The sequence below is a fragment of the Bradyrhizobium sp. 31Argb genome, from assembly GCF_043638955.1.
Classification (GTDB): Bacteria; Pseudomonadota; Alphaproteobacteria; order Rhizobiales; family Xanthobacteraceae; genus Bradyrhizobium.
This window is the reverse complement of record NZ_JBEGDB010000031.1, coordinates 1-22,195: the sequence shown is the minus strand read 5'-3', so window position 1 is coordinate 22,195 and position 22,195 is coordinate 1. Positions and strand designations below refer to the sequence as shown.

18 protein-coding genes and 1 pseudogene are annotated in these 22,195 nt (G+C 62.4%); 13 read left to right on the top strand and 6 right to left on the bottom strand.

Annotated features, from left to right (window positions below; genetic code table 11):
* Window position 1 precedes the first annotated feature (1 nt).
* Together AAFX91_RS08810 and AAFX91_RS08805 are read right to left on the bottom strand one after the other, a co-directional pair.
* Entirely contained in the window at window positions 2-979 is a 978-nt protein-coding gene (locus AAFX91_RS08810; protein ID WP_130579664.1) for an ABC transporter permease, read from the bottom strand.
* 24 nt (window positions 980-1,003) lie between these two features.
* A complete protein-coding gene (locus tag AAFX91_RS08805) occupies window positions 1,004-2,620 on the bottom strand; it encodes an ABC transporter substrate-binding protein (protein WP_130579665.1) in 1,617 nt (538 codons plus the stop codon).
* A gap of 426 nt (window positions 2,621-3,046) precedes the next feature.
* Here AAFX91_RS08805 and AAFX91_RS08800 point away from each other — a divergent pair, with 426 nt between their 5' ends.
* The 10 genes and pseudogenes from AAFX91_RS08800 (at window position 3,047) to AAFX91_RS08755 (ending at window position 14,307) form a co-directional block, all read left to right on the top strand.
* Window positions 3,047-3,346 carry an HU family DNA-binding protein gene (locus tag AAFX91_RS08800; RefSeq protein WP_027579467.1) on the top strand — a complete coding sequence of 100 codons (300 nt, stop codon included), beginning with the start codon at window positions 3,047-3,049 and terminating at the stop codon, window positions 3,344-3,346.
* Between the two features lie 899 nt (window positions 3,347-4,245).
* Window positions 4,246-5,346, top strand: a complete 1,101-nt coding sequence (locus AAFX91_RS08795; protein ID WP_394566203.1) for an ABC transporter substrate-binding protein — start codon at window positions 4,246-4,248, stop codon at window positions 5,344-5,346.
* The gene (locus AAFX91_RS08790) at window positions 5,324-6,355 is read left to right on the top strand and encodes an ABC transporter permease (RefSeq protein ID WP_394566202.1); all 1,032 of its coding nucleotides are present in this window, start codon (window positions 5,324-5,326) and stop codon (window positions 6,353-6,355) included. Before AAFX91_RS08795 ends, AAFX91_RS08790 begins: the two co-directional genes overlap by 23 nt.
* Window positions 6,349-7,146, top strand: coding sequence for an ABC transporter ATP-binding protein (locus AAFX91_RS08785; protein WP_130583165.1), 798 nt, complete (start codon window positions 6,349-6,351; stop codon window positions 7,144-7,146). Before AAFX91_RS08790 ends, AAFX91_RS08785 begins: the two co-directional genes overlap by 7 nt.
* The gene (locus AAFX91_RS08780) at window positions 7,140-8,312 is read left to right on the top strand and encodes an acyl-CoA dehydrogenase family protein (RefSeq protein WP_394566201.1); all 1,173 of its coding nucleotides are present in this window, start codon (window positions 7,140-7,142) and stop codon (window positions 8,310-8,312) included. Before AAFX91_RS08785 ends, AAFX91_RS08780 begins: the two co-directional genes overlap by 7 nt.
* Before the next feature lie 29 nt (window positions 8,313-8,341).
* Window positions 8,342-9,442: an LLM class flavin-dependent oxidoreductase gene (locus AAFX91_RS08775; RefSeq protein WP_394566200.1), complete on the top strand. Its 1,101-nt coding sequence runs from the start codon at window positions 8,342-8,344 to the stop codon at window positions 9,440-9,442.
* Window positions 9,439-10,380, top strand: coding sequence for an ABC transporter substrate-binding protein (locus tag AAFX91_RS08770; RefSeq protein ID WP_394566199.1), 942 nt, complete (start codon window positions 9,439-9,441; stop codon window positions 10,378-10,380). The genes AAFX91_RS08775 and AAFX91_RS08770 overlap by 4 nt, the downstream gene beginning before the upstream one ends.
* 333 nt (window positions 10,381-10,713) lie before the next feature.
* Window positions 10,714-11,557, top strand: a pseudogene (locus tag AAFX91_RS08765) (CmcJ/NvfI family oxidoreductase).
* Window positions 11,558-11,641: 84 nt separating this feature from the next.
* Window positions 11,642-12,898, top strand: a complete 1,257-nt coding sequence (locus AAFX91_RS08760; RefSeq protein WP_394566198.1) for an MFS transporter — start codon at window positions 11,642-11,644, stop codon at window positions 12,896-12,898.
* A 173-nt stretch (window positions 12,899-13,071) separates the two neighbouring features.
* Window positions 13,072-14,307, top strand: a complete 1,236-nt coding sequence (locus AAFX91_RS08755; RefSeq protein ID WP_394566197.1) for an ABC transporter substrate-binding protein — start codon at window positions 13,072-13,074, stop codon at window positions 14,305-14,307.
* A gap of 176 nt (window positions 14,308-14,483) precedes the next feature.
* Here the strand turns inward: AAFX91_RS08755 and AAFX91_RS08750 are convergent, their stop codons facing one another.
* From AAFX91_RS08750 to AAFX91_RS08740, 3 genes are all read right to left on the bottom strand, one after another.
* Entirely contained in the window at window positions 14,484-15,254 is a 771-nt protein-coding gene (locus AAFX91_RS08750) for an SDR family oxidoreductase (protein WP_130581124.1), read from the bottom strand.
* Window positions 15,255-15,435: 181 nt separating this feature from the next.
* Window positions 15,436-16,782 carry an MFS transporter gene (locus tag AAFX91_RS08745; RefSeq protein ID WP_394566196.1) on the bottom strand — a complete coding sequence of 449 codons (1,347 nt, stop codon included), beginning with the start codon at window positions 16,780-16,782 and terminating at the stop codon, window positions 15,436-15,438.
* A 45-nt stretch (window positions 16,783-16,827) separates the two neighbouring features.
* Window positions 16,828-17,301 (bottom strand): MaoC/PaaZ C-terminal domain-containing protein, encoded by a 474-nt coding sequence (locus tag AAFX91_RS08740; protein ID WP_207234550.1) that lies wholly within the window; start codon window positions 17,299-17,301, stop codon window positions 16,828-16,830.
* A gap of 201 nt (window positions 17,302-17,502) precedes the next feature.
* On the opposite strand from AAFX91_RS08740, the gene AAFX91_RS08735 reads away from it, so the two are divergent.
* From AAFX91_RS08735 to AAFX91_RS08725, 3 genes are all read left to right on the top strand, one after another.
* Window positions 17,503-18,279 (top strand): IclR family transcriptional regulator, encoded by a 777-nt coding sequence (locus AAFX91_RS08735; RefSeq protein ID WP_282529854.1) that lies wholly within the window; start codon window positions 17,503-17,505, stop codon window positions 18,277-18,279.
* A gap of 195 nt (window positions 18,280-18,474) precedes the next feature.
* Window positions 18,475-19,629 (top strand): CaiB/BaiF CoA transferase family protein, encoded by a 1,155-nt coding sequence (locus AAFX91_RS08730; RefSeq protein ID WP_394566195.1) that lies wholly within the window; start codon window positions 18,475-18,477, stop codon window positions 19,627-19,629.
* A 14-nt stretch (window positions 19,630-19,643) separates the two neighbouring features.
* Window positions 19,644-20,762: a carbohydrate ABC transporter substrate-binding protein gene (locus AAFX91_RS08725; RefSeq protein ID WP_394566213.1), complete on the top strand. Its 1,119-nt coding sequence runs from the start codon at window positions 19,644-19,646 to the stop codon at window positions 20,760-20,762.
* 34 nt (window positions 20,763-20,796) lie between these two features.
* On the opposite strand, the gene AAFX91_RS08720 is transcribed toward AAFX91_RS08725, so the two are convergent.
* The gene (locus AAFX91_RS08720; RefSeq protein WP_394566194.1) at window positions 20,797-22,017 is read right to left on the bottom strand and encodes a mandelate racemase/muconate lactonizing enzyme family protein; all 1,221 of its coding nucleotides are present in this window, start codon (window positions 22,015-22,017) and stop codon (window positions 20,797-20,799) included.
* Window positions 22,018-22,195: the final 178 nt, after the last annotated feature.

Here is a 22,195-nt window from a genome sequence, read left to right as displayed (position 1 = left end):
GTCAGCTATCCGCCGAAATCCGCGGATCAAGCCGCGCATAGAGGAGGTCGGTCACGAAGTTGACGACGATCACGAGCAGGGCCGAGACAAAGACGATGCCGAGCAGCGTGTTGAGGTCGCGCTGCACCACGGACTCGTAAGCCAACCGCCCAAGCCCAGGCAGCGAGAACACGCTTTCGACCACCACTGAGCCGCCGAGCATGGTTCCGGCCTGTAGCCCGATCAGCGTCACCATCGGCAGCAGCGCATTGCGCAGCACATGCCGCGTCACAACATGGGTCTCGTCCAGGCCCTTGGCGCGGGCGGTGCGGACGAAATCGAGGTTAAGCACCTCCAGCATCGAGGCGCGCATGATGCGCAAGTAAATGGCGAGGAAGATCAGCCCGAGGGTGAAGGTCGGCAGCACGAGGTGTCTTGCGATATCGAGCACGCGCCAGATGCCGGTCTGGATGGTGCCGATATCCTCGAAACCGCCCGACGGCAGCCATTGCAGATAGACCGAGAATACCACGATCGCCATCAGGCCGAACCAGAAGGAGGGCGTCGCATAGAAGATCAATCCGAGCGTCGAGATCAGCGTATCCGGCCAGCGGTTGACGCCGCGCGCAGCGATCACGCCGAACACGAGGCCGAAGAAGAACGCGAACGACAGCGACGCCGTCATCAACAGGATCGTCGGCGGCAGCCGCTCCAGGATTACGGAGGCGACCGGCTTGCCGTAGATCGACGAGAATCCGAGATCGAGCCGCACCAGCCGCCAGAGATAGTTGGCGAGCTGCATCGGCACTGACAGGTCAAGCCCGTAGAACTGTCGCAGCTCGCGCGCGGTCGCGGCGTCACCGCCGCCCATTTGCGCCATCAGCGCGTCCACGGTGTCGCCGGGCGCCATCTGCAGCAGCAGAAACACGCCGATCAAAATCAGGAATAGGGTCGGGATCGAGGCGGCGAGCCGCCGCCCCGCAAGGCTCAAGATGCGCATGCTCTCATCTTGACGTATTAAGGATCACGCGGAAAGCCAAAGATCGTGCCAGCTCGACGAGCCCCAGCGGGGCGTGTTGGAGTGGTTGCGGGCTTTTGCGGTGATGACGGTGACGAAGATCTGCTCGATCGGCATCCAGACCGGCAGTTCCGTGTTCACTTCCTTGACGAACTCGGCATAGAGCGCCTTGCGCTTGACCGGATCGACCTCGGTGGCCGCATCGTCGATGGTCTTGTCGACCGTCTTGTTTTCCCAGTCCCATTGATTGGTCCAGGGCGCGCCTTTGGGCTGGCCGGAACGATACCAGACCGTGGTCGAGACCGCGGGATCGTTGCGGTATTGGTGCCAGCCGGTGGCAAGGTCGAAGGCGTGGTCGTCATAGACCTGCTTCAAGAACCCGCCGCCGTCATTGCGCACGATCTCCACGGGGATGCCGATTTCCTGCAGCGACTGCTGGACGAAGGTCGACCACAGCGAGATGTCCTCGCCCCACGGCGCAGGCAGCAGCCGGAGCGAGAAGCGCGTGCCTCCGGCGCCCGGCTTGAAGCCGGCCTCATTGAGCAGCGCGATCGCCTTGGCCTTGTCGTAGGGATATTGCGGCGTATCCGGGCCGGGATAGAAGTCGGTGGAGGTCGAGGGGATCGGGCCGGTGCCGAGCTTGGCGAAATCGCCGAGGAAGTTCTCGATGAAGAACGGCACGTTGATCGCGTGCGCGATGGCGCGGCGGACGCGGATGTCGGAAAGCTCCTTGCGGCGGAAGTTGAACTCGATCGTATTGGTGCGCGCGTTGCCTTCGTTGCCCTTGGTGGAGACGATGAAGCGCTTGTCCTTGCCGAGCCGCGCCATGTCCGAGATCGTGAGTCCGGAGAACGGGCTGTAGTGCAGCTCGCCGGCTTCCATCTGTGCCGCGGCGGCGGCGCGGTCGGTGATCACCTTCCAGACGATGCGGTCGAGATAGGGCGCGTTCGGCCGCCAGTAGTCCGGGTTGCGGTCGGCGATGATGTATTGCCCGCGCTCATATTTGACGAACTTGAACGGGCCGGTGCCGACCGGCGCCAGGTTGGTCGGATTCTGGCGGATGTCGCCATTCTCGTAGAGGTGCTTGGCGGAGACGTAGCCGAGGTCGGGCAGGGCGCGCAGCAGCAGATTGAGCGGCATCGGCCGCTCGTAGCGGAAGATCGCGGTCTGCGGATCGGGCGTGTCGACGGCGGTGAGGAACAGTTGCAGCGTCGAGCCGTAGTTCAGGATCTTCTTCCACATGTTCATCGCGGTGAACGCGACGTCGTCGGAGGTGAACGGCTTGCCGTCGTGCCAGGTGATGCCCTTGCGCAGTTTGAAGGTGACGGTCTTGCCGTCGGGGGTGGCTTCCCAGCTCTCGGCGAGCACGCCGACCGGCTTGCCGTCGGCGTCGAGGTCGACCAGGTTCTCCTGGATCTTGCCGCCGATGATGTAGACGCCGGTCGAGGCCTGCAGGCTGGGATTGAGCTGGCGCTGCTCGGCGCCGTAATGGACGTTGAATACGCCGCCCTTGCGCGGGGTCTCCTGCGCAAATGCCCGCATCGGGTTGATGACGTTGGCGGCGATGGCGGCCGACGTCAGAAGCGCGGTGCGGCGGTTGATCTCGAGGCGGGTGAAATCCATACAAGGTCTCCAGGAGTAGCGTCGGGCAGCGCACGGCATGGGGGCCGCAGGCCGTCTTTAGCCGATGTTATGCGGGGAGGGGAACCCCAGGTCATTTTCTTAATTGCCGCGCAATCTGAACGATCATTCTCCTGACCCCACACCGGGCGGGCGCTATCGGCTGCGGCTCAATGAGGCAGGCTTCGGCAGGGACCGCGAATCACTGAGTGCGAATCTGCAGCGGAAAAATAGGGGGCGGCGGGATGTCGGATGGCCCGCTGAAAGGGCTGTTTGAGGCGACGGAGGGCCTCGACCAGCGAAAAAACCCGGGAAAAACGCAGGATTCCGGTGTATCAGCGGCGATATAGCTGTGAAGAATGCTGAAAACCCTGTTTTTTTAGCCAGTTTCCGCCATAACGTGCCGTTTCCAGAATCAATGGAGCAACCATGGCTACCCAATTGTCGAAGTCGCAACTGATCGAGAAGATCGCGACCACCACCGAACTCTCCAAGCGCGACGTCAAGAACGTGATGGATACCCTCACGGATGTCGGTCATAAGGAGCTGAAGAAGAACGGCGTGTTCCTCGTCCCCGGCTTCGCGAAGTTCGTGGTGATCAAGAAGCCCGCGACCAAGGCGCGCAAGGGCACCAACCCCTTCACCGGCGAAGAGACGGTGTTCAAGGCCAAGCCGGCCCGCAAGGTCGTCCGGGCTCGCCCGGTCAAGGCCGCCAAGGACGCGGTCTAAGGCAAAAGGCCTCCGGAAGCGGGGGCCTTTTTGCTATGAAGCGCGCCCGGTTCGCGTGAGGCCTGACCCTCTATCCTCCGCAACGCGGGGCGCGGCAATCAGCGCTCGTGGGAACAAGCCATCAAAGCGAAAGCCCCACGAGCAAGGCCATGCAGGCCAGGTGGCCGGCGACGATGAACGCGAGATGAAGAGGACCGGGCACCGCACGTCTCCTCTATTGGCTCGGGACCGTCGACTCCCTCCCTCTGCAAGGGGAGGGCGGGGTGGGGGTCAGCCACGGGCGCTGGCGTTCGTGGAGAGAGAATCCCCACCCGGTTTGCGCTTGCAGCGCAAACCGACCTCCCCTTTTCAAGGGGAGGTGACACTCCCAGCTAGTTCAGACTCGATAGCTTGCGCGTAACAGAGCGAAGGCGAGTGGGTCTGCTCATGTCTCCTTTTTTAATTTCGCTCGCCCATTGCGTAGAGAACGCGTGGGCTTTCCATCGAGTGTATGAGCGGAGCTCTCGCAGTCAACGAAACGGAAATCTGAATTAGCGAGGCGCGCGACAAAAAACGTCTCGTTGGTTTCCTCCGCGGAGAAAGCGCTACGCGCGCCGTTGCAAGACGGCTAAATCCCTATGCGATTGGGGGGTAGCGCGCAGGCTGTCGACAATCGTGTCACGACGAAATCGTTTCATCGTCTGCCGCTGGGATCGTGGAGATAATCCCTTTCGCCCGCGCAACATTCGAAATTCCATTTCATTGACGATGACACGATCGCACCGCATCATTTGTGCGTTGCTTTGAGTGCGAATGGCGCCGGAGAAATCCGCCTTTTTACAGCAATAGCTCTGAACGAAATGCGTGCGCGCCGAGTGGCTCGCGCGAACGGCGGAGCCACGTCGAATGCAGGGGTGAAGATGTCGATTGCAGAGAAGAAGAATAGATTGGCGATGGATCGGCGGACGCTGTTGCGCGCCGGTGCGGCCGCAGCTTTTGCCGCGCCGATCGGGGCCTTTGGTGCGCAAGCGTTTTCCGCGCGTGGTGTGGTACCGGCGATCGACTTCTCCGAGTTTCCCATCTGCAAGACGGCATCCGATGTGCCGCCGCTGACCGGTGCGCCGCGCAAATTGAAGCTGTCATGGAATGCGGGCGCGGTGTGCCTGGCGCCGCTGCCGGTCGCGATCGACTACGGCTTCTTCCAGAAGCAGAACCTCGACATTGAGCTCGTCAATTACAGCGGCTCGACCGACCAGTTGCTGGAGGCGATCGCCACCGGCAAGAGCGATGCCGGGCTCGGCATGGCCTTGCGCTGGCTCAAGCCGCTGGAGCAGGGCTTTGACGTCAAGATCGCCGCCGGCACTCATGGCGGCTGCATGCGCGTGCTGACCCGCGTAGGCTCCGGCGTCGACAAGCTCGCCGACCTCAAGGGCAAGATCGTCGCTGTCGGCGATCTTGCCGGCCCCGACAAGAACTTCTTCTCGATCCAGCTTGCCAAGCAGGGCTTTGATCCGAACAAGGACGTCGACTGGCGCGCCTATCCCGGCAACCTCCTCAATGTCGCGGTCGAGAAGGGCGAGGTGCAAGCCTTCCTGGCCTCCGATCCGCTTGCCTATCTCTGGCTCAAGGACAGCCAGTACAAGGAAGTCGCCTCCAATCTCGACGGCGAGTATCGCGACAAGACCTGCTGCATCGTCGGTCTCCGCGGCTCTCTCGTGCGCAACGAGCCGCATGTCGCACGCGCGATCACCCAGGCGCTGCTCGACGCCGCGATGTTCACCTCGCAGAATCCGGAGAAGGCCGCGAAGTCGTTCCAGCCCTATGCGCCGAAGGCAGCTTCGCTCGCCGATCTCGAGGCGATGGTGCGCTATCACACCCATCACCATCACCCTGTTGGCGAAGTCCTGAAGCGCGAGCTGAAGGGTTATGCCGACGATCTGAAGACCGTCTCGGTGTTCAAGCAGAGCACCGATACGGCGAAATTCGCGGAACGGATCTATGTCGACGTATTCAGTGTCTGACGCATCGGCCGCAGCCGGACAGGCGGCAGCAGGTGCCGGCCCGGCCTGGCTCGAAAGACTCCGCAGCGGCGGCTATAGCGCCGGCCTTGCCGCCGGCGTCGTGTGGTTGGCGTTCGGTGCGTCCTGCCTCTATTGGGAAGATCTTGGTGACTGGTCGCGAACGCACGGGCTTGCGATCGGCGCGTTCGTGATCGCAGCGCTTGCGGTGCTTGGCACGCTTGGCGCCGATTTCCTCGGCGGCGCCGGGGTGGCGCTGCGCCGGCGCGCGCCGTGGCTGCTGGCGCTCGGGATATTCTTCACGTTGTGGGAGATCGCCACCGCAAAATTCGGCTGGCTGCCGCTGCCGTTCTTCCCGCCGCCGCAGTCGATCCTGGAAGTCTATACCGATGATCTGCCAAAGTTGCTCGACAGCGTCATTGCGTCCGTGAAGCTGCAGCTTGGCGGCTATGTCATCGGGGCCGCCATCGGCTTCCTGACCGGCGTATCGATCGGCTGGTCGCAGAAGGTCGGCTATTGGGAGCATCCGGTGCTGCGCTTCATCGGTCCGCTACCCGCGACCGCCTGGCTGCCGATTGCGTTTTTCACCTTCCCCTCGAGCTGGAGCGCGAGCACCTTCCTGATCGCGCTTGCGACCGGCTTCCCGGTGACGGTCCTGACCTGGTCGGGCGTTGCCAGCGTGCCGAACGCCTATTACGACGTCGCGCGGACGCTGGGAGCAAAGCCGTCGTTCCTGGTGCTGAAAGTGGCGATCCCCGCGGCGCTGCCGCATGTCTTCGTCGGCCTTTTCATGGGGCTCGGGGCTTCGTTCGCCGTGCTGGTCGTCGCCGAGATGATCGGTGTCAAGGCCGGCCTTGGCTGGTATCTGCAGTGGGCGCAGGGATGGGCGGCATACGCCAACATGTATGCCGCGCTGATCGTGATGTCGCTCCTCTGCTCCGGTGCGATCACGCTACTGTTCAAGACGCGAGACCGGCTGCTGGTCTGGCAGAAGGGCGTCGTCAAATGGTAGCCGCTGCATTGGCTGAGGCCGTCACCACTCCCGCGGTCGGCGCCGCGCTCGATATCGAGCACGTCAATCACGCCTTCGATATCGACGGCGCCGAGCTTCCAGTCTTGGATGACGTCACCCTTGCGATCGAGCCCGGCGAATTCGTCGCGCTGCTCGGCCCGTCCGGCTGCGGCAAATCCACGCTGCTCCGGCTGGTCGCAGGACTAGAGAAGCCGCGCAGCGGCGTGCTGCGCGAAGACGAGGTCCGCATCGCAGGCCCGCACCCGTCGCGCGTTGTCGTGTTTCAGGACCCGACGCTGTTTCCCTGGCGCTCGGTCTGGGACAATGTCGCGCTCGGGCTGGAGGCGCAGGGCATCCTGAAAAGCCAGCGCCAGCGTGTCGACGCGGCGATCGATCTGGTCGGTCTCTCCGCCTTCAGGAAAGCCTATCCGCACCAGCTTTCCGGCGGCATGGCGCAGCGCGTCGCGCTCGCGCGTGCGCTGGTTAACGATCCGAAAGTGCTCATCCTTGACGAGCCGCTCGGCAAATTGGATTCGCTGACGCGGATCACCATGCAGGCCGAGATCGTCTCGCTCTGGCAGCGCAAGGGCTTCACCACGCTGCTCGTCACGCATGATGCGGAGGAGGCGCTGTTCCTTGCCAACCGCGTCATCGTGCTCAGCGACCGCCCAGCGCGCGTCAAGGCCGACATCAGGGTGGATCGGCCGTATCCGCGTCATCGCGGTGATCCCTATCTCGCCGATCTGCGCCGGCAGATTCTCGGCCTGCTTGGGCTCGACGCGACATGGTGACGACGGCGGCGAAAGAGCGGCTGCCGTCCGAAGCGCCGGACCATGTCGCGCGCGCCTTGCAGCTTGCCGAGGGCATCGCCGAGCGGGCGGCGGCGCACGACCGCGATGCCAGCTTTCCGTTCGAGAATTTCGCGGACCTCGCGAAAGCGGGTCTGCTCGCGCTGACCGTCCCGGCCGCGCTTGGCGGGGCAGGGGCGGGTGCGCGCGACGCTGCGCGCATCCTTACCATCATAGGCAAGGCCGATCCGTCGACCGCGCTGGTGCTGTCGATGCATTACATCAACCATCTGGTGATGGCGCGCAGCCCGCGCTGGCCCACACGTCTGTCGCGCAAGCTTGCCAAGGAGACGGTCGAAGGCGTCGCGTTGATCAACGCGCTGCGTGTCGAACCCGAACTGGGATCGCCTGCGCGAGGTGGATTGCCGGCGACGATTGCGCGCCGCACCGATACCGGCTGGCGGCTGAGCGGCCGCAAGATCTATTCGACCGGCGCGCCGATCCTGAAATGGTATCTGGTGTGGGCCAAGACCGACGAGCCGGAAACCCGCGTCGGCCAGTTCCTGGTGCCCGCGGGCTTGCCCGGAACGAGGATCGAAGAAACCTGGAACCACCTCGGCCTGCGCGCCAGCGGCAGTCACGACGTGATCTTCGAGGACGTCGTGTTCCCGCTCGATTACGAGGTCGACGTGCGCAAGCCGGAGGAGTGGACCGCGCCTGATGTCACCCAGGCGACCGTCCATGCCATCTTCGTGGCCGCGATCTATGATGGCGTCGCTCACGCCGCGCGTGACTGGCTGATCAATTTCCTCCGCGAACGTGTTCCGGCCAATCTCGGCGCCCCGCTCGCAACATTGCCGCGAGCCCAGGAAATCCTTGGCGGCATCGAGGCGCGGCTTGTCGTTAATGCCCGCCTGATCGACAGTTTTGCCGGCGAGTTCGACACCGGCTTGCCGCTGAGTGCGACCGAGTCCAATATCGTCAAGCTGACGGTGACCAACAATGCCGTCGCCGTGGTGGAGGACGCGCTGTCACTTGCCAGCAATCACGGTCTGTCGCGACACAATCCGCTGGAGCGGCATTTTCGCGATGTGCTGTGCGGCCGCGTCCACACCCCGCAGGATGACTCCACCCGCATCGCCGCCGGACGCCTGGCGCTAGGCATCTGAACAACAGCCAACAAGATCGGAGCTTCCCTATGTCCGTCGAGTTCATCGGCTTCATCACCAACAACAATGCGTCGGAGACCATCGTCCGCTCCGGTCCTGTGCTCGATCCGCCCTATATCGAGACGGTGGCCAAGGCGCATGAGCTTGCCGGCTTCGACCGCGCGCTGCTCGCATTTCACTCGACGACGCCGGATGCGCTGCAGGTCGCCCAGCACGTGCTCGGCATCACCAGGAAGTTGAAAGTGATGATCGCGCAGCGGCCGGGCTTCACGGCGCCGACGCTATTGGCGCGCCAGCTTGCCACGCTCGACCAGTTCTACCCCGACCGCGTCTCGCTGCACGTCATCACCGGCGGCAACGCCACCGAACTGCGCCAGGACGGCAATACGCTCGACGACAAGGACGAGCGCTACGCGCGCACCAGCGAATTCCTCGACATCGTCCATCTGGAATGGACCAGCGAGAAGCCGTTCGATTATCGCGGCAAGTACTACCAGGTCGAGCGGGGCTTTTCGCAGGTCAAGCCGCATCAGAAGGGTGGCATCTACACTTTCATCGGCGGCGGATCGGATGCCGCGGTCGAGGTCGCGGGCAAGCACGCCGACACGTTTGCGCTGTGGGGCGAATCTTATGCGCAGGTGCGCGACGTCACCGCGCGTGTGCGTGCCGCGGCCGCCAGGCATGGCCGACCGGTGCCGCGCTTCAGCCTCTCGGTGCGGCCGATCCTCGCCGATACCGAGGAGAAGGCGTGGGCCAAGGCGCAGGCGATCCTCGATCGCGCCACCGAGTTGCAGGATCAGACCGGCTACCGCAAGCCGGCCGACGGTCATGCCACCGCGGGCGCGAAGCGGCTGCTTGCGCTTGCCGACCAGGGCACGCGCATCGACAAGCGGCTGTGGACCGAGATCGCCAAGCTGACCGGCGCCAACAGCAACACCACAGCGCTGGTCGGCACGCCCGAGCAGGTCGCCGAGGTGTTCGCCGATTATTACGACCTCGGCGTCAGCCACTTCCTGATCCGCGGCTTCGATCCGCTGATCGATGCGATCGACTATGGCCGCGAGCTGATTCCGCTGACGCGCAAGCTGATCGCCGCGCGCGATGCGACGCGTGGGATTGCCGCCGAATGATCCGGTTCGCTCTCGCTATTCTGCTCGCGCTCGGCGGCGCGAGCATCGCGTCCGCGCAAACCACGCTGCGCGTCGGCGATCAAAAGGGCAATTCGCAGGCGGTGATGGAAGCCGCCGGCGTGCTCAAGGATGTGCCCTACAAGATCGAGTGGAAGGAGTTCGCGGCAGCCGCGCCGCTGTTGGAAGCGCTCAGCGCCGGCGCGATCGATACCGGCCTTGTCGGCGATGCGCCCTTCACCTTTGCCGCCGCGGCAGGCGTGCCGGTGAAGGCGATCGCCGCCGTCCGGCAGTCGCGCGAAGGGCTCGCGATCCTGGTGCCCGAGAAATCCGCGATCAAGAGTTTTGACGATTTGCGCGGCAAGAAGATCGCGACCGGCCGCGGCTCGATCGGTCACCAGTTGATCCTGGCCGCGCTCGAATCCAGGGGCTGGCAGGCGAGCGACGTCCAGATCGTCTTCCTCGCGCCGTCGGACGCCAAGGTCGCCTACACGCAAGGATCGGTCGATGCCTGGTCGACCTGGGAGCCCTATGTCAGCCAGGAAGAGGTGCTGTTCAAGTCGCGCCGTGTAATCACCGCGGAGGGTATCACGCCCGGCCTCGGCTTTCAGGTCGCAACGCCAAACGCGATCAAGGACAAGCACGAGCAATTGCAGGATTTCGTCCGCCGTCTCGCCGCGGCACGGGCATGGTCGCAGAACAATGTGGCCGGCTATGCCGAGACCTGGGGCAAGCTGATGAACATCCCGACCTCGGTGCCGTTGAACTGGCTTTCGCGGGCCAAGATCCAGATCACGCCGATCGATGACAATGTCGTGAGCGATGAGCAGAAGACCATCGATCTCTATCACCGCTGGGGCTTGATCAAGCAGCAGCTCAACGCCGCCGAGATCGTCGACCGCTCGTTCGCGACGGCGATCGGCAAGGGCACGGGCTTGTGAGCCCGCGTCAGTGTTCGACCTCGACCGCTCGCCCCAACCGTCATTGCGAGCGAAGCGAAGCAATCCATGCCTCCACAAGCCGAGAAATGGATTGCTTCGCTGCGCTCGCAATGACGGGGAGAGAGCGGTGGCTCGCAATGACGCGTGGGCCGCACCTCCCAAAAGTGTGATCAGCGGAAATAATTCGCTTGGCGAGTTGAGAGCGTCGAAAAGGATTTTCCACGTTTCATCCTCGCAAGAATGTCAACGTTGCTATTTCTTCGGCTCCCTTGCCGGGGCGGTTCACCCGGCCAAAATGATGAGAACGAACAATAGGGAGTCCGGGAGACCACCATGGGCCTGCATGAAACCAAAATCGAGTCGCTTCCCTTCGTCACTGCCGAGCTCAACTATCTCGCCCCGGTAGCGGGCAAGCCACGTACCTACGCCTTTGATCCGCCACCCGGCGAGCCCAAGTCGACGGCGCTCCCCGAACCCCACAACGTTCCGATCTTCGACGGCCGTCTGATCGCCAACCAGTTTTCGCTCGACCGAAGGCTTCGCGCTGGTCAAGCATCCGACCGCGGTGAGGAACTATTACGACGATAACGAAATCAGGCGCGTCTACTATCCCGCCGTCGAAGCCTTCCTGAAGGCGACGTTGAAGGCCGATCGCGTCGTCATCTTCGACCACACTGTGCGCAAGCGCGTCGAGGGCGCACCTGATGTGCGTGACGGCACGCCGCGACAGCCGGCGACGCGGGTCCATGTCGACCAGACTGATCTGTCCGGCCGCAACCGTGTGTTCGAACATCTGCCGGATGAGGCCAATGAACTCGTCAAGGGCCGCGTGCAGGTGATCAACCTGTGGCGGCCGATCCGCGGGCCGCTGCGCGATGCGCCGCTGGCGATGGCCGACGGCCAGTCGGTGGCGCCGGGCGATCTGATCGCCTCCGACCTGATCTATCCGAACCGCCAGGGCGAGACCTATTCGGTGAAATATAACGCGAACCATCGCTGGTTCTATTTCCCGGAGATGACGCCGGACGAAGCGCTGCTGCTCAAGTGCTACGATTCCGCAACCGACGGCCGCACGCGCTTCGCGCCGCATACGGCCTTCATCGACCCCACAACCCCGACTAATGCCGAGCCTCGCGAAAGCATCGAAGTGCGGACGTTGGTGTTCCACAAGCACTGAGCTGCCTAATACCTAGGCACAGATTGGCGTTCCCGGCCTATTGGTGATACGCCGTCCCGAAATTCCTCGGAGACGAGACGATTCGTGGGCGGCGTTACCAAAGAAGATGCGGGGTCCAGTACCTGCACGCTGATTTTTGCTCTGTTGGCCTTGGCTTGCGGCCATATGCTATCGACTCTGCTGCGGACGATCCCGGCCATCAGCCTCGACCTGATGGCCGCCGATTTCGCGACGCCGCCGCAGACGCTCGCGAGTCTGACCTCGATCTACCATTTCGCCTTTGCCGCATCGCAGGTTCCCGTCGGCGCCGCGATGGATCGCTTCGGCGTTCGCCCGGTCTCGCTCAGCCTGCTCGTCGGAACCATCTTCGGGGCGATGGCATCCGCGTTCGCGACCGGACCGGGGAGCTTCCTCGTTGGCCAGCTCATCCTGGGGATCGCGACATCAGGCATGCTGATGTGCCCGATGACGCTGGCTGCGAAACAGCTTTCCCCGATGCAGTTTGGCCTGTGGTCGGGTGCGATCCTGTCGATCGGCAACATCGGCATGCTGCTGTCGTCGAGCCCGTTGGCCTTCGTGGTCGACCGTTTTGGCTGGCGGGCCGGGTTTTGGATATCGGCGATTGGCGGCGTCGCGGTGTTAATCGCAGTGTTCGCGCTGGTGCCGAAACAGCCGGCCGAGCACAAGGACGATTCGTCGCCGCTTTCGCAAATGATGGAAGTCTTGCGCCTTGGCCTGTCCCATCAGCTCCGGGGCCTCGTCGCCTTGTCGCTGGTCTCGCTGGCGGCGTCGCTGGTGCTGAGGGGATTGTGGGGCGGCCCGTGGCTGATGGAGGTCAAGGGGCTCACGCGCATCGAAGCCGGCAACCAACTCGGACTGTTCACGCTGGCGCTGATCGTCGGGCCGGTCTGCATCGGCATGGTCGATCGCAGGCTCGGCCACCGGCGCACCGTGGTTGCGGCGACCCATTTCGCATCGGCGCTGCTGCTTCTCCTGCTGGCCCTGGGAGCTCCGGGTTACCCGGTATCTGGTCTGTTCGGCGTCGCCGTCATGCCGCCGCAATATGATCTGGTCCTGTTCGTCCTGATCGGTCTTGCCGTGTCGGCGCAGCCGCTGCTCTACGGCATGACCAGGCAGCTCGTTGACGCCCAGAGCGCCGGCAAAGCGCTTTCGGCGATCAATCTCTCCTTCTTCCTCGGCGCGGCGCTGATGCAGTCCATAACCGGCGCGGTGGCGGCGCTCTACGGGTTGCCGGCGGTGATGATGTTCATGGCCGCGGCCCTGCTGGCCGGCACGGTGGTGTTTTTGATCTATACGTCCCGGGCGGCGGCGATAAAATAGCCGATGTTCTCCGCTTTGTTGGCGTCGATGGAAGTTCCTTTCGGCGCCGGCCGTCCATGATCGCTCGATCGCTGCAACGCACCATTTCATTTCTCTGCCCATATTTACGCGCTATTGTTGTGGGTGGGGAAAACGCAGCAGGCTGCTATCAGAGCAGGTTTGAGGCGATGCTGATGCAACGAACAAAAGCAAGATTGTCGCTGTCCCTCGTCGCCGCACTGCTTCTCGCGTGGGCGCCGTCCAGCGCACAGCAGGCGTCCGAGGGAGGCGCCGCAGATAATGAAATCCGTATCGGCAACGTCATGCCCTACACCGGCCCGCTGGCGGCCTTCGCGACCATCGGCAGGGCAGAGGCCGCCTATTTCGACATGGTCAACGAGCGCGGCGGCATCAACGGACGGAAGATCAAGTTCATCTCCGTCGACGACAGCTCCAATCCGCGCACTGCACTTCAGCAGACGCGCGACCTGGTCGAGAAGGAGAACGTGCTGCTGATGTTCGGCTCATTCGGCACGCCGAGCAATCTCGCGACCCGGACCTATCTCAACGACAAGAAGATCCCGCAATTGTTCGTCGCTTCGGGCGACGAGGAATGGGCAAATCCGAAGAAATTTCCGTGGAGCATGGGCTGGCAGCCGACCTTCCGCGCCGAGGGCCAGATCTATGCGAATTACATCCAGGCGTCCTATCCCGACCGCAAGATCGCCGTGCTCTGGCAAAACGATCAGTTCGGGCGCGATCTGTTCAGGGGATTGCAGGAGGGGCTCGGGGATACCGCCGGCATGATCGTCGCCGATCTCGCCTTTGATGCGTCCGAGACCTCGATCCAGGTGCAGATCAAGATATTGAAGGATTCCGGTGCCGACATATTGGTCTTCAACGGGGCACCGGCGATCGCCGCCCGCGCCATCCGCATTGCCGCCGATCTGGATTGGCATCCGGTCTTCATCCTCGACAATGCCTCGGCCTCGATCGCGAGCGCGCTGCGGCCGGCGGGGCTGCAGAATGCGCTCGGCGTGATCTCGACATCCTTCCTGAAGGATGCCGACGATGCTGCATGGAAGGAAGACCCGCCGATCAAGGCATGGTCGGCCTTCATGGACAAGTACTATCCCGACGGCGACAAGGAGGACAGCTACGCCATCTTCGGCTACGCCGCGGCGGAGACCCTGGTCCAGGTGCTGAACCAGTGCGGCGATGATCTGTCACGCGAGAACATCATGCTACAGGCTGCGTCCTTGAAGAACTATCTCAACCCGGTCGCGCTGCCGGGCATCGCGATCAACACCGGCCCGACCGATTTCCGCCCGATCAAGCAGATGCGGCTGGTGCAGTTCGACGGCAATGTCTGGCAACCGATCGGCGACGTCGTCGAAAGCGCATTCTTGAACGGGCCGGGGGATAAGTGATTGCGCGGGACGAAATGCCGCTCCGTCGTCCCGGTCTGGAGCCAGAGCCTAGAGCATTTTCGGTTCTGATGGAATCAGAACCGAAGCTCTAGGTTTTTGTTTTGACGCGTTTTCTTCACGCGAACCGGTGTCCACTTCGCTCGAAAACGCTCTAACTACCGAGCCAGTCGAGCTACTCAAGTTGACCAGCCGCCATCGATGATGTGGATCGCTCCTGTTGTAAACGCCGACTCATCCGAAGCAAGATATGTGACGAGAGCCGCGACCTCGTCGGGTCGACCAAGTCTCCCGAGCGGCTGCCGCGACGTAAAGCTCTGACGTGCTGCAGCATCGTCCAGCCCATCCTTCAGCGCCTGTGCCTTTATGCGCGCTTGCAGAGAAGGTGACTCGATAGTGCCAGGGCAAATGGCGTTGCAACGAATCTGATGGGATACGAAGTCTGCCGCAACGGATTTCGTCAGACCGATCACGGCCGCCTTGGAGGCGCCGTAGGCGCAACGGCTCGAGACACCTTTCACGCTCGAAGCAACGGACGCCATGTTTATGATGGAGCCGCCGCGGCCAGCTTCGATCATCGCGGGAAGAAACGCCCGGATGGTGCGATACATCGCTTTCACGTTCAATTCGAAGCTCAGATCCCAAGCGCTCTCCTCGCAATGCAGAATATCTCCTGCGTGCACGTAGCCTGCACAGTTGAACAAAACGTCGATCGGTCTGAGCGATTCGGCGAATTGCCTTACCTCGACCGGATCGAGCACATCCAGGCGATGAGTTCGGAGAAGCAAGCCGGGATCTGCATCTCTTCTCAGCTCGTCGAGCGCGACTTGGTCGATATCCGTCGCCCACACCATCGCCCCTTCTGCGGCAAGCATCATTGCGGACGCGCGCCCGATACCATTTCCGGCCGCGGTCACAACGGCGGTCTTTCCACCAAGACGTTTGCTCATCTTGCCCTCTTCCGAACGGCCGGCATTCTCAGCCGATCCTTTGATTTCCCGATCTGCCTTCGCATTGCTCCGAACCGGTTAGAGCGTTTTCGAGCGAAGTGGACACCGGTTCGCGTGAAGAAAACGCGTCACAACAAGAATCTAGAGCTTCGGTTCTGATTCCATCAGAACCGAAAATGCTCTAGGCAGGATCCTTCCTCGCTGCGGCGTCTAATTTGGCGAGCGGCGGCGCAAAGCGGGTGCGCGGTTCATTTTGCGGCAGACCCAGCAGGATGACTGCGGCACCGGCGGCAATCACCGACAGGACCAAGTAGCCGACGCTGCTATTGCCAAGGGCCTGCTCGGCATAGGTCTTGATCTGTGGCGAAAAGAACCCGCCCAGATTGCCCAGGGATACGATGAAGGCGATCCCGCTCGCCGCGCCGATGCCGCTCAGATACTGCGTCGGCAGACTCCAAAAGACCGGCTGCGACGAGGTCAGCCCCGGGACGGCAATACAGAAGGCGATCATCAGCAGAACCGGATTGTTGGTGAATCCGACGGCAGCCGATGCCAGAACGCCGGCGATGATCAGCACGACAGCGACCTGGCGGTGATTCTCATGCTGATCGGCGTATGCGGTCGCAAGCAGCGTGACTATCGCCGAGCACAGCCAGGGAAGTGCCAGCAGGAGGCCGATCGTAAAGTCGACTTTGCCCCCCATGGCCGAGGCGAGCTTTGAAGGGAAGTAGAAAGAGAACGGCGAGGTGCCGATTTGGAAGCAGAAGTAGACCACGATAAAGGCGATAACCCGCACATCCCTGAGCACACCGAGGGCCGAGTGTTTCACCTGCCCCGCCTTGAGAGCTTCCTCCCGCGCGATTTCGTCGGACAGCGCCTTGCGCTCTGCCGGCGTCAACCAGGCCGCTTCCGCGGGCCGGTCGCAAAGATAGAAGAAGGCAATAAAGCCAACAACGACTGCGGCCATCCCCTCGACTGCAAGAACGAACTGCCAGTCCTTTAGACCCAACACCCCATCGAATTGCAGCAACAAACCGCTGAGCGGGCTCCCGAATACGAGTGAGAGGGGGACGCCGAGATAGAACAGGCCGGTCGCACGCGCTCGTTGCTTGGCCGGAAACCAGTAGGTCAGATAGAGCAGCACCCCCGGGTAAAAGCCAGCCTCCGCGACTCCGAGGAGAAAGCGCAGGACATAAAAGACGGTGTCCGAACGCGCGAATATCATCGCGGCGGAAATCAGTCCCCAGCTCACCATGATGCGCGCGAGCCAGGTGCGTGCGCCGACACGCGTCGTGATGAGATTGCTGGGCACCTCGAACAGGGCATAACCAATAAAGAAAATGCCTGCTCCGAAAGCATAGGCAGCGTCCCCGATACCCGTATCGGCCTGATAGGCGAGCCTGACGAAGCCTATATTGACCCGATCGAGGAATGCGAGGACAAGCATCAGCATGAGGAACGGCAGCAAGCGCCATGCGGATCGCTGGATCGCGCTCTCTAGCGGCGAATCCTGGGTATTCTGCAGCATCATCGGACCTCCCTTTGTTTAAGCTTTGTTGTCTTCCGCAATGTCTCAATGCGGTTTGCGGCACTCGTCGCCGGGCCGCCTTCGCTTGACGAGATAGAGGTGCTCGCAGACGAGCACGGTTTCGTCGGACTGATTCAGCATCTCAACCGTTTCGACGACCACACCCACATCGGCGCGCTTGGCGTGGTCGCGCTTGGTCGTGATGCTTGCGTTGACGGTGATGGTGTCACCGATGAAGACCGGGCGAATGAACCGCAATCGGTCGTAGCCGTAGGACATTGCATGCGGGTTGATCGTGGACGCCGTCATGCCGATGCCGACGCTGAAGACCAGCGTTCCGTGTGCGATCCGCTGCTTGAAATCCTGCTTGGCGCACCACTCGGCGTCCATATGATGCGGGAAATTGTCGCCAGTCTGGCCGGCGTGGATCACAATGTCGGCTTCCGTGATCGTGCGGCCGAGGGTGCGGCGGCTGAAGCCGATCTGGTAATCCTCGAAAAAAAGCTCGCTCACGATCATGCGTGAAACTCCTTGACGTCCTCCCGACGCAGCAAGCGACGCCGCGAAGGCTCCTGCGCGCCATTATTCAAATATGGAAAGTATTTTCATATATGGAAGAATGTCAAGTGTCCCGAAAAAGCCGTCGAAAACGTCGGCGGCGCAGTCCGGCGGCAATCCGGTCGTGTGCTATTGTCGCCGCCCATGGGCCGCGGGTGAGCGATGACAAAGACACATGAGACGACGGAAGAGCTTTACAAGGCGCCTGCGCTGGACAAGGGCCTCGACATCATCGAACTCTTGTCGAGTACCGATGAGGGGCTCTCGCAGGCCGAAATCGCAAAGGCACTCGACCGTTCACCCAACGAGATCTACCGGATGCTGGATCGGCTGGTGCGGCGGTACTACGTCGTGCGGACCAGCGAAGATCGCTACGAACTGTCCCTGAAGCTGTTTGGGCTGGCTCATCGGCATCCACCCATGCGGCGCCTCGTAAGTCTCGCGCTCCCTGCGATGCGCCGCTTCACGCGTAAGGCGGAGCAGGCCTGCCACATGGTGGTTTATGACCGGGGCAGCGGAGTGGTGATCGCACAGACCGATGCTCCGGGATATTGGGGGCTCTCGATACGGGTGGGTTCGCATATCAGCCTGCTGAACACCGGATCGGGCCACGTCTTGCTCGCCTTCGTGACTGAGACGGAGCGCAAGCTGATGCTCGACGAGCGAGTGCCTATTCCCGGCGAGACTTCACCGGAAAGGTTCGAGCAAATCATCGCAAAGGTGCGACAGCGAGGCTACGAGGTTCGTCCAAGCCAGCAAACGGCCGGCGTCACCAATATTTCCGTTCCCATTCTCAGCTCGACCGGAATCCCGCTTGCGGCGCTTACCTGTCCGCATATTCGTCGCCTCGACCGCGACGATGCGCCACTACGAGACGATATTCTCGCGATGCTGCTCACGACGGCAGGCGAGATTTCCGCTGCCGCGGGCGTAGCCTGAAGTCCGCCGACCTAGTGCCCTGCCAGTGATTCTCAGGTTGCGGGTGCCCACCCGGTATTCGTCACGTCGGAGCTTGCCATTTACTTATAAGTACCATATTCATATAAGAATGATAGCCCCGGAGCGGATCAACCGCAGGGGTGCTTCTGCAGTCCGGCGCTGCGAGCGAGAACTTGTCCGACAGAAGGTGGCCCGATGTTCGAAACGACGCTCCCCCTCGAAGGTCTTCTGGTCGTCGACTTGAGCCAATTTCTATCCGGTCCCTATTGCTGCCTCCGCCTGCTCGACCTCGGAGCACGGGTGATCAAGGTCGAACGGCCGGAGAGCGGCGACCTGTCCCGTCGCCTGTATCTCAGCGACGCAGAGATCGGCGGTGACTCCACGATCTTCCACGCGATCAACCGCGGCAAGGAAAGTCTGGCCCTCGATCTCAAGGACCCGAACGATTTGGCAGCGCTGCGCACGCTCCTCGCGCGCGCGGACGTTGTGGTTCAGAATTTCCGTCCCGGCGTCATCGAGCGGATCGGGCTCGACTACAATGCCGTGAGAGCGCTCAATCCGCGCATCGTCTACGCGTCCATCACGGGTTACGGTAAGGAGGGGCCGTGGGTGCAACGCCCGGGCCAGGACCTGCTGGCACAGTCCCGGTCCGGCGTGATGTGGCTGAATGGCGACGATGCCCAAGGGCCGGTCCCTTTCGGGCTTGCGGTTGCCGACATGATGGCTGGCGCGACGATGGCCCAGGGTGTTCTTGCTGCCCTGGTCCGACGCGGCGTGACTGGTGAGGGCGCTCATGTGGAGACAAGCTTGCTTGAAGCGCTCATCGACTTCCAGCTCGAGGTGCTTACGGTACATCTGAATGACGGCGGACGACTGCCCAGCCGCTCCGCGCGTCGCAGCGCTCATGCCTATTTGGCCGCGCCATATGGTGTGTATCCAACCAAGGACGGGTTCCTGGCGATCGCGATGGCGCCGATCCCGAAGCTCGCCGACTTGCTCGGCCTGGATGCGCTCGCTCCCTATCGCGACGACCCGGCGAGCTGGTTCAATGACCGGGACGCTATCAAGACCATCATCGCCCTTCGGCTGGCCGAGCGAACCAGTAACGACTGGCTCTCGATCCTCGAGCCCGCCGACATCTGGTGCGCGAAGGTCCTCACCTGGCCTGAATTGCTGGAGAGTGAGGGCTTCAAGTCGCTTGATATGCTGCAAACCGTGTCGCGCGAGGATGTCAGCATCCGGACCACGCGCGTGCCGCTGCGTCTCGACGGCTTCAGGCCGAAGGGCGATCAGGCGGCGCCGAAGATCGGCGAGCATTCGGCCGCGCTTCGCCGGGAGTTCGGGCTGTGATCCATCTCAAGGGCATGACGTGGAGCCATCCGCGCGGCTACGATCCGCTGGTCGCGTGCTCGGAGATATGGCGACGGCGCAGCGGAGTGAACATCACCTGGGAGCAGCGTTCGCTTCAGGACTTCGAAAGCTTCCCGGTGATGGAGCTCGCCAACCGCTATGACCTGATTGTGATCGATCATCCGCATGTCGGGCAAGTCACCGAGGAGAAGTGCCTGCTGCCGCTGGATGTCACGGGCCGCGCGACGGAGCGGACTGTGCTCGAGGCCGCATCCGTCGGCCCGTCGTACCTTTCATATAGGTGGAATGGAAGACAATGGGCATTTCCGATCGACGCGGCCACCCAAGTCCAGGCGTTTCGACCGGACCGGCTGGCGCAAGCTCCGTCGGAGTTCACCGAAGTGATGGAACTGGCGCGGCGCGGGCGAGTGGCCCTCCCGCTCCGGCCGCCGCATTCCCTCATGCTGTTCTATACGCTCGCAGCGCATCTCGGCCAGCCATGCGGCATTGAACGTTCCCGGTTCGTGGATGCCGAGACGGGCCTCGAAGTGTGGCGCAGAATCCGCGAACTCGCCGAATTGATCGATCCCGCGGACCTCGACCGCGATCCGATCGCGGTGTTCGAAAGGATGGTCGATGATGCCTCGGAAATCGACTGTGTTCCGTTCATCTACGGTTACGTGTCCTACGCCCAGACTGCCTTTCGCCGACGACTGATCCGTTTCGCCAACATCCCGACGATCGGCTCGCGCAAGCCGATTGGCGCCGCGCTTGGCGGTACCGGAATTGCCGTTTCCGCCAAGACGCCGCACGCGATGCACGCGATCGATTTTGCCTATTGGGTCGCGAGCGCAGAGGTACAGCGTGGACCTTACGCCGCAGCCGGCGGCCAGCCCGGACATGCAAGTGCCTGGGACGATCCGGTCGTCAACAGCGCGACCGCGGAATTCTATCGGAGCACACGCGCGACGCTCGAGGAATCCTATGTTCGGCCGCGATACCATGGTTATATGGCGTTCCAGGCGGCTGCGTCAGAGCGGATCAATTCAGCGGTTAGAGCGCGCGAAAATGGTCTTGCATTGATCGGTGATCTCAATCGTCTGTTCGAGGCCGATCTTCCGATCGAACCCTAAGAGGCCGGCTGCTCGGGTCACGAAGAGCGGCGGCCTATTTCTTCCCAGCCTGTCCGTAATTCAGCAATCCGCCCTTGCTCTTCGGCGGATGCGCGCGCAGGCCTTCTTCGTTCGGCTCGGTGCCCCAGCCCGGCCGGTTCGGAATCACGAGGTGGCCGTCGACGATTTCAGGGACATGAGTGAACAGCTCATGATCCCAGGCGAGCCGGTCGATGTCGGTTTCCATGATCCGCAAATTCGGCACTGCCGCGGAGAAATGCGCGTTCATCATGGTGCAGAGGTGGCCGTAGAAATTGTGCGGGGCGACGTTGACCTCGAAATGCTCGGCGGCGTTCGCGATCTTCATCGATTGCCAGACGCCGTTCCAGGGCGTGTCGATGATCGCGACGTCCATCGCCTGTTCGGTGAAGTAGGGCAGGAATTCGCGCAGGCCCAATAGCGTCTCGCAGGAGGAGATCGGATGCGGGCTCTGGCGGCGGATGTAGCCGAGCGCTTGCGGGTTGAAGGTGTCGATCTCGACCCAGAACATGTCCATCTTCTCGATCGCCCGCAGGATCTTGAGATAGCCTTCGGTCTTGGCATTGAAGTTGAGGTCGAGCAGGAGATCGACATCGGGCCCGGCGCCGTCGCGGATCGCCTCCAAATGCATGCAGAGATTGCGCAGCACCTTGCGGTCGACATTGATCTCGGGCTCGAACGGCGCGCCGAAGCCCGGCCGCCAGCCCTGCGGCTTGCCGTCGGTATAGACGAAGATGTTGGTCTTCAGCGCCGTGAAGCGCTTCTCGCGCACCTCGCGGCCGATCGCCTTGACGCCGTCGAGGTCGGTGATGGCCGGCTTGTACCAGTCGGGATGGTTGATGCGCCAGGTCGCGCAATGCGACCAGTAGACCCTGATACGGTCGCGGATCTTGCCGCCGAGCAGTTCATAGCAGGCCACGCCGAGCGCCTTTGCCTTGACGTCGAGCAGTGCGTTCTCGATCGCGCCGAGCGCCAGCGCCACCACGCCGCCGGCGGCCGGCCGGGTCGCGGAGAACAATTCCGCATAGATGCGCTCATGCTGCAGCGCGTTCTTGCCGACGATCCGCGTCGACAGCCGCTCGATCGCGGCCGTGACGCCGGGCGCGCCAAAACCCTCGTCAAATTCGCTCCAGCCGACGATGCCGCCTTCGGTCGTCACCTTGACGAAGTGGTAATTCCGCCAGCCGGCATCGCAGGCGAGCGTTTCGATGCTTCTGATGTTGGAGGTCTTGCTCATGGTTTCCTGCCCGGCGCTGTTGTTTCGTTGAGACCGATAACAACAATGGAACGGCCGGCGCGTCAATCACGGTCGAGGCAATCCAGATCGGCAGGTCGCGACTAGTGGTTCATCACAGTGATTTTGACGTTTTGATACCGAGCCATTCGAGGATCGGCAAGTTTTCGGGTGGCAGGAG

Excerpts from the sequence above, each read along its gene's own strand:
- AAFX91_RS08800 (WP_027579467.1), top strand. The coding sequence starts at position 3,047 with ATGGCTACCCAATTGTCGAAGTCGCAACTGATCGAGAAGATCGCGACC.
- AAFX91_RS08720 (WP_394566194.1), bottom strand. The coding sequence starts at position 22,017 with ATGAGCAAGACCTCCAACATCAGAAGCATCGAAACGCTCGCCTGCGAT.
- AAFX91_RS08750 (WP_130581124.1), bottom strand. The coding sequence starts at position 15,254 with ATGAGCAAACGTCTTGGTGGAAAGACCGCCGTTGTGACCGCGGCCGGA.
- AAFX91_RS08775 (WP_394566200.1), top strand. The coding sequence starts at position 8,342 with ATGTCCGTCGAGTTCATCGGCTTCATCACCAACAACAATGCGTCGGAG.
- AAFX91_RS08745 (WP_394566196.1), bottom strand. The coding sequence starts at position 16,782 with ATGCTGCAGAATACCCAGGATTCGCCGCTAGAGAGCGCGATCCAGCGA.
- AAFX91_RS08770 (WP_394566199.1), top strand. The coding sequence starts at position 9,439 with ATGATCCGGTTCGCTCTCGCTATTCTGCTCGCGCTCGGCGGCGCGAGC.
- AAFX91_RS08810 (WP_130579664.1), bottom strand. The coding sequence starts at position 979 with ATGCGCATCTTGAGCCTTGCGGGGCGGCGGCTCGCCGCCTCGATCCCG.
- AAFX91_RS08725 (WP_394566213.1), top strand. The coding sequence starts at position 19,644 with ATGACGTGGAGCCATCCGCGCGGCTACGATCCGCTGGTCGCGTGCTCG.
- AAFX91_RS08785 (WP_130583165.1), top strand. The coding sequence starts at position 6,349 with ATGGTAGCCGCTGCATTGGCTGAGGCCGTCACCACTCCCGCGGTCGGC.
- AAFX91_RS08735 (WP_282529854.1), top strand. The coding sequence starts at position 17,503 with ATGACAAAGACACATGAGACGACGGAAGAGCTTTACAAGGCGCCTGCG.
- AAFX91_RS08730 (WP_394566195.1), top strand. The coding sequence starts at position 18,475 with ATGTTCGAAACGACGCTCCCCCTCGAAGGTCTTCTGGTCGTCGACTTG.
- AAFX91_RS08805 (WP_130579665.1), bottom strand. The coding sequence starts at position 2,620 with ATGGATTTCACCCGCCTCGAGATCAACCGCCGCACCGCGCTTCTGACG.
- AAFX91_RS08790 (WP_394566202.1), top strand. The coding sequence starts at position 5,324 with ATGTCGACGTATTCAGTGTCTGACGCATCGGCCGCAGCCGGACAGGCG.
- AAFX91_RS08755 (WP_394566197.1), top strand. The coding sequence starts at position 13,072 with ATGCAACGAACAAAAGCAAGATTGTCGCTGTCCCTCGTCGCCGCACTG.
- AAFX91_RS08795 (WP_394566203.1), top strand. The coding sequence starts at position 4,246 with ATGTCGATTGCAGAGAAGAAGAATAGATTGGCGATGGATCGGCGGACG.
- AAFX91_RS08780 (WP_394566201.1), top strand. The coding sequence starts at position 7,140 with ATGGTGACGACGGCGGCGAAAGAGCGGCTGCCGTCCGAAGCGCCGGAC.
- AAFX91_RS08740 (WP_207234550.1), bottom strand. The coding sequence starts at position 17,301 with ATGATCGTGAGCGAGCTTTTTTTCGAGGATTACCAGATCGGCTTCAGC.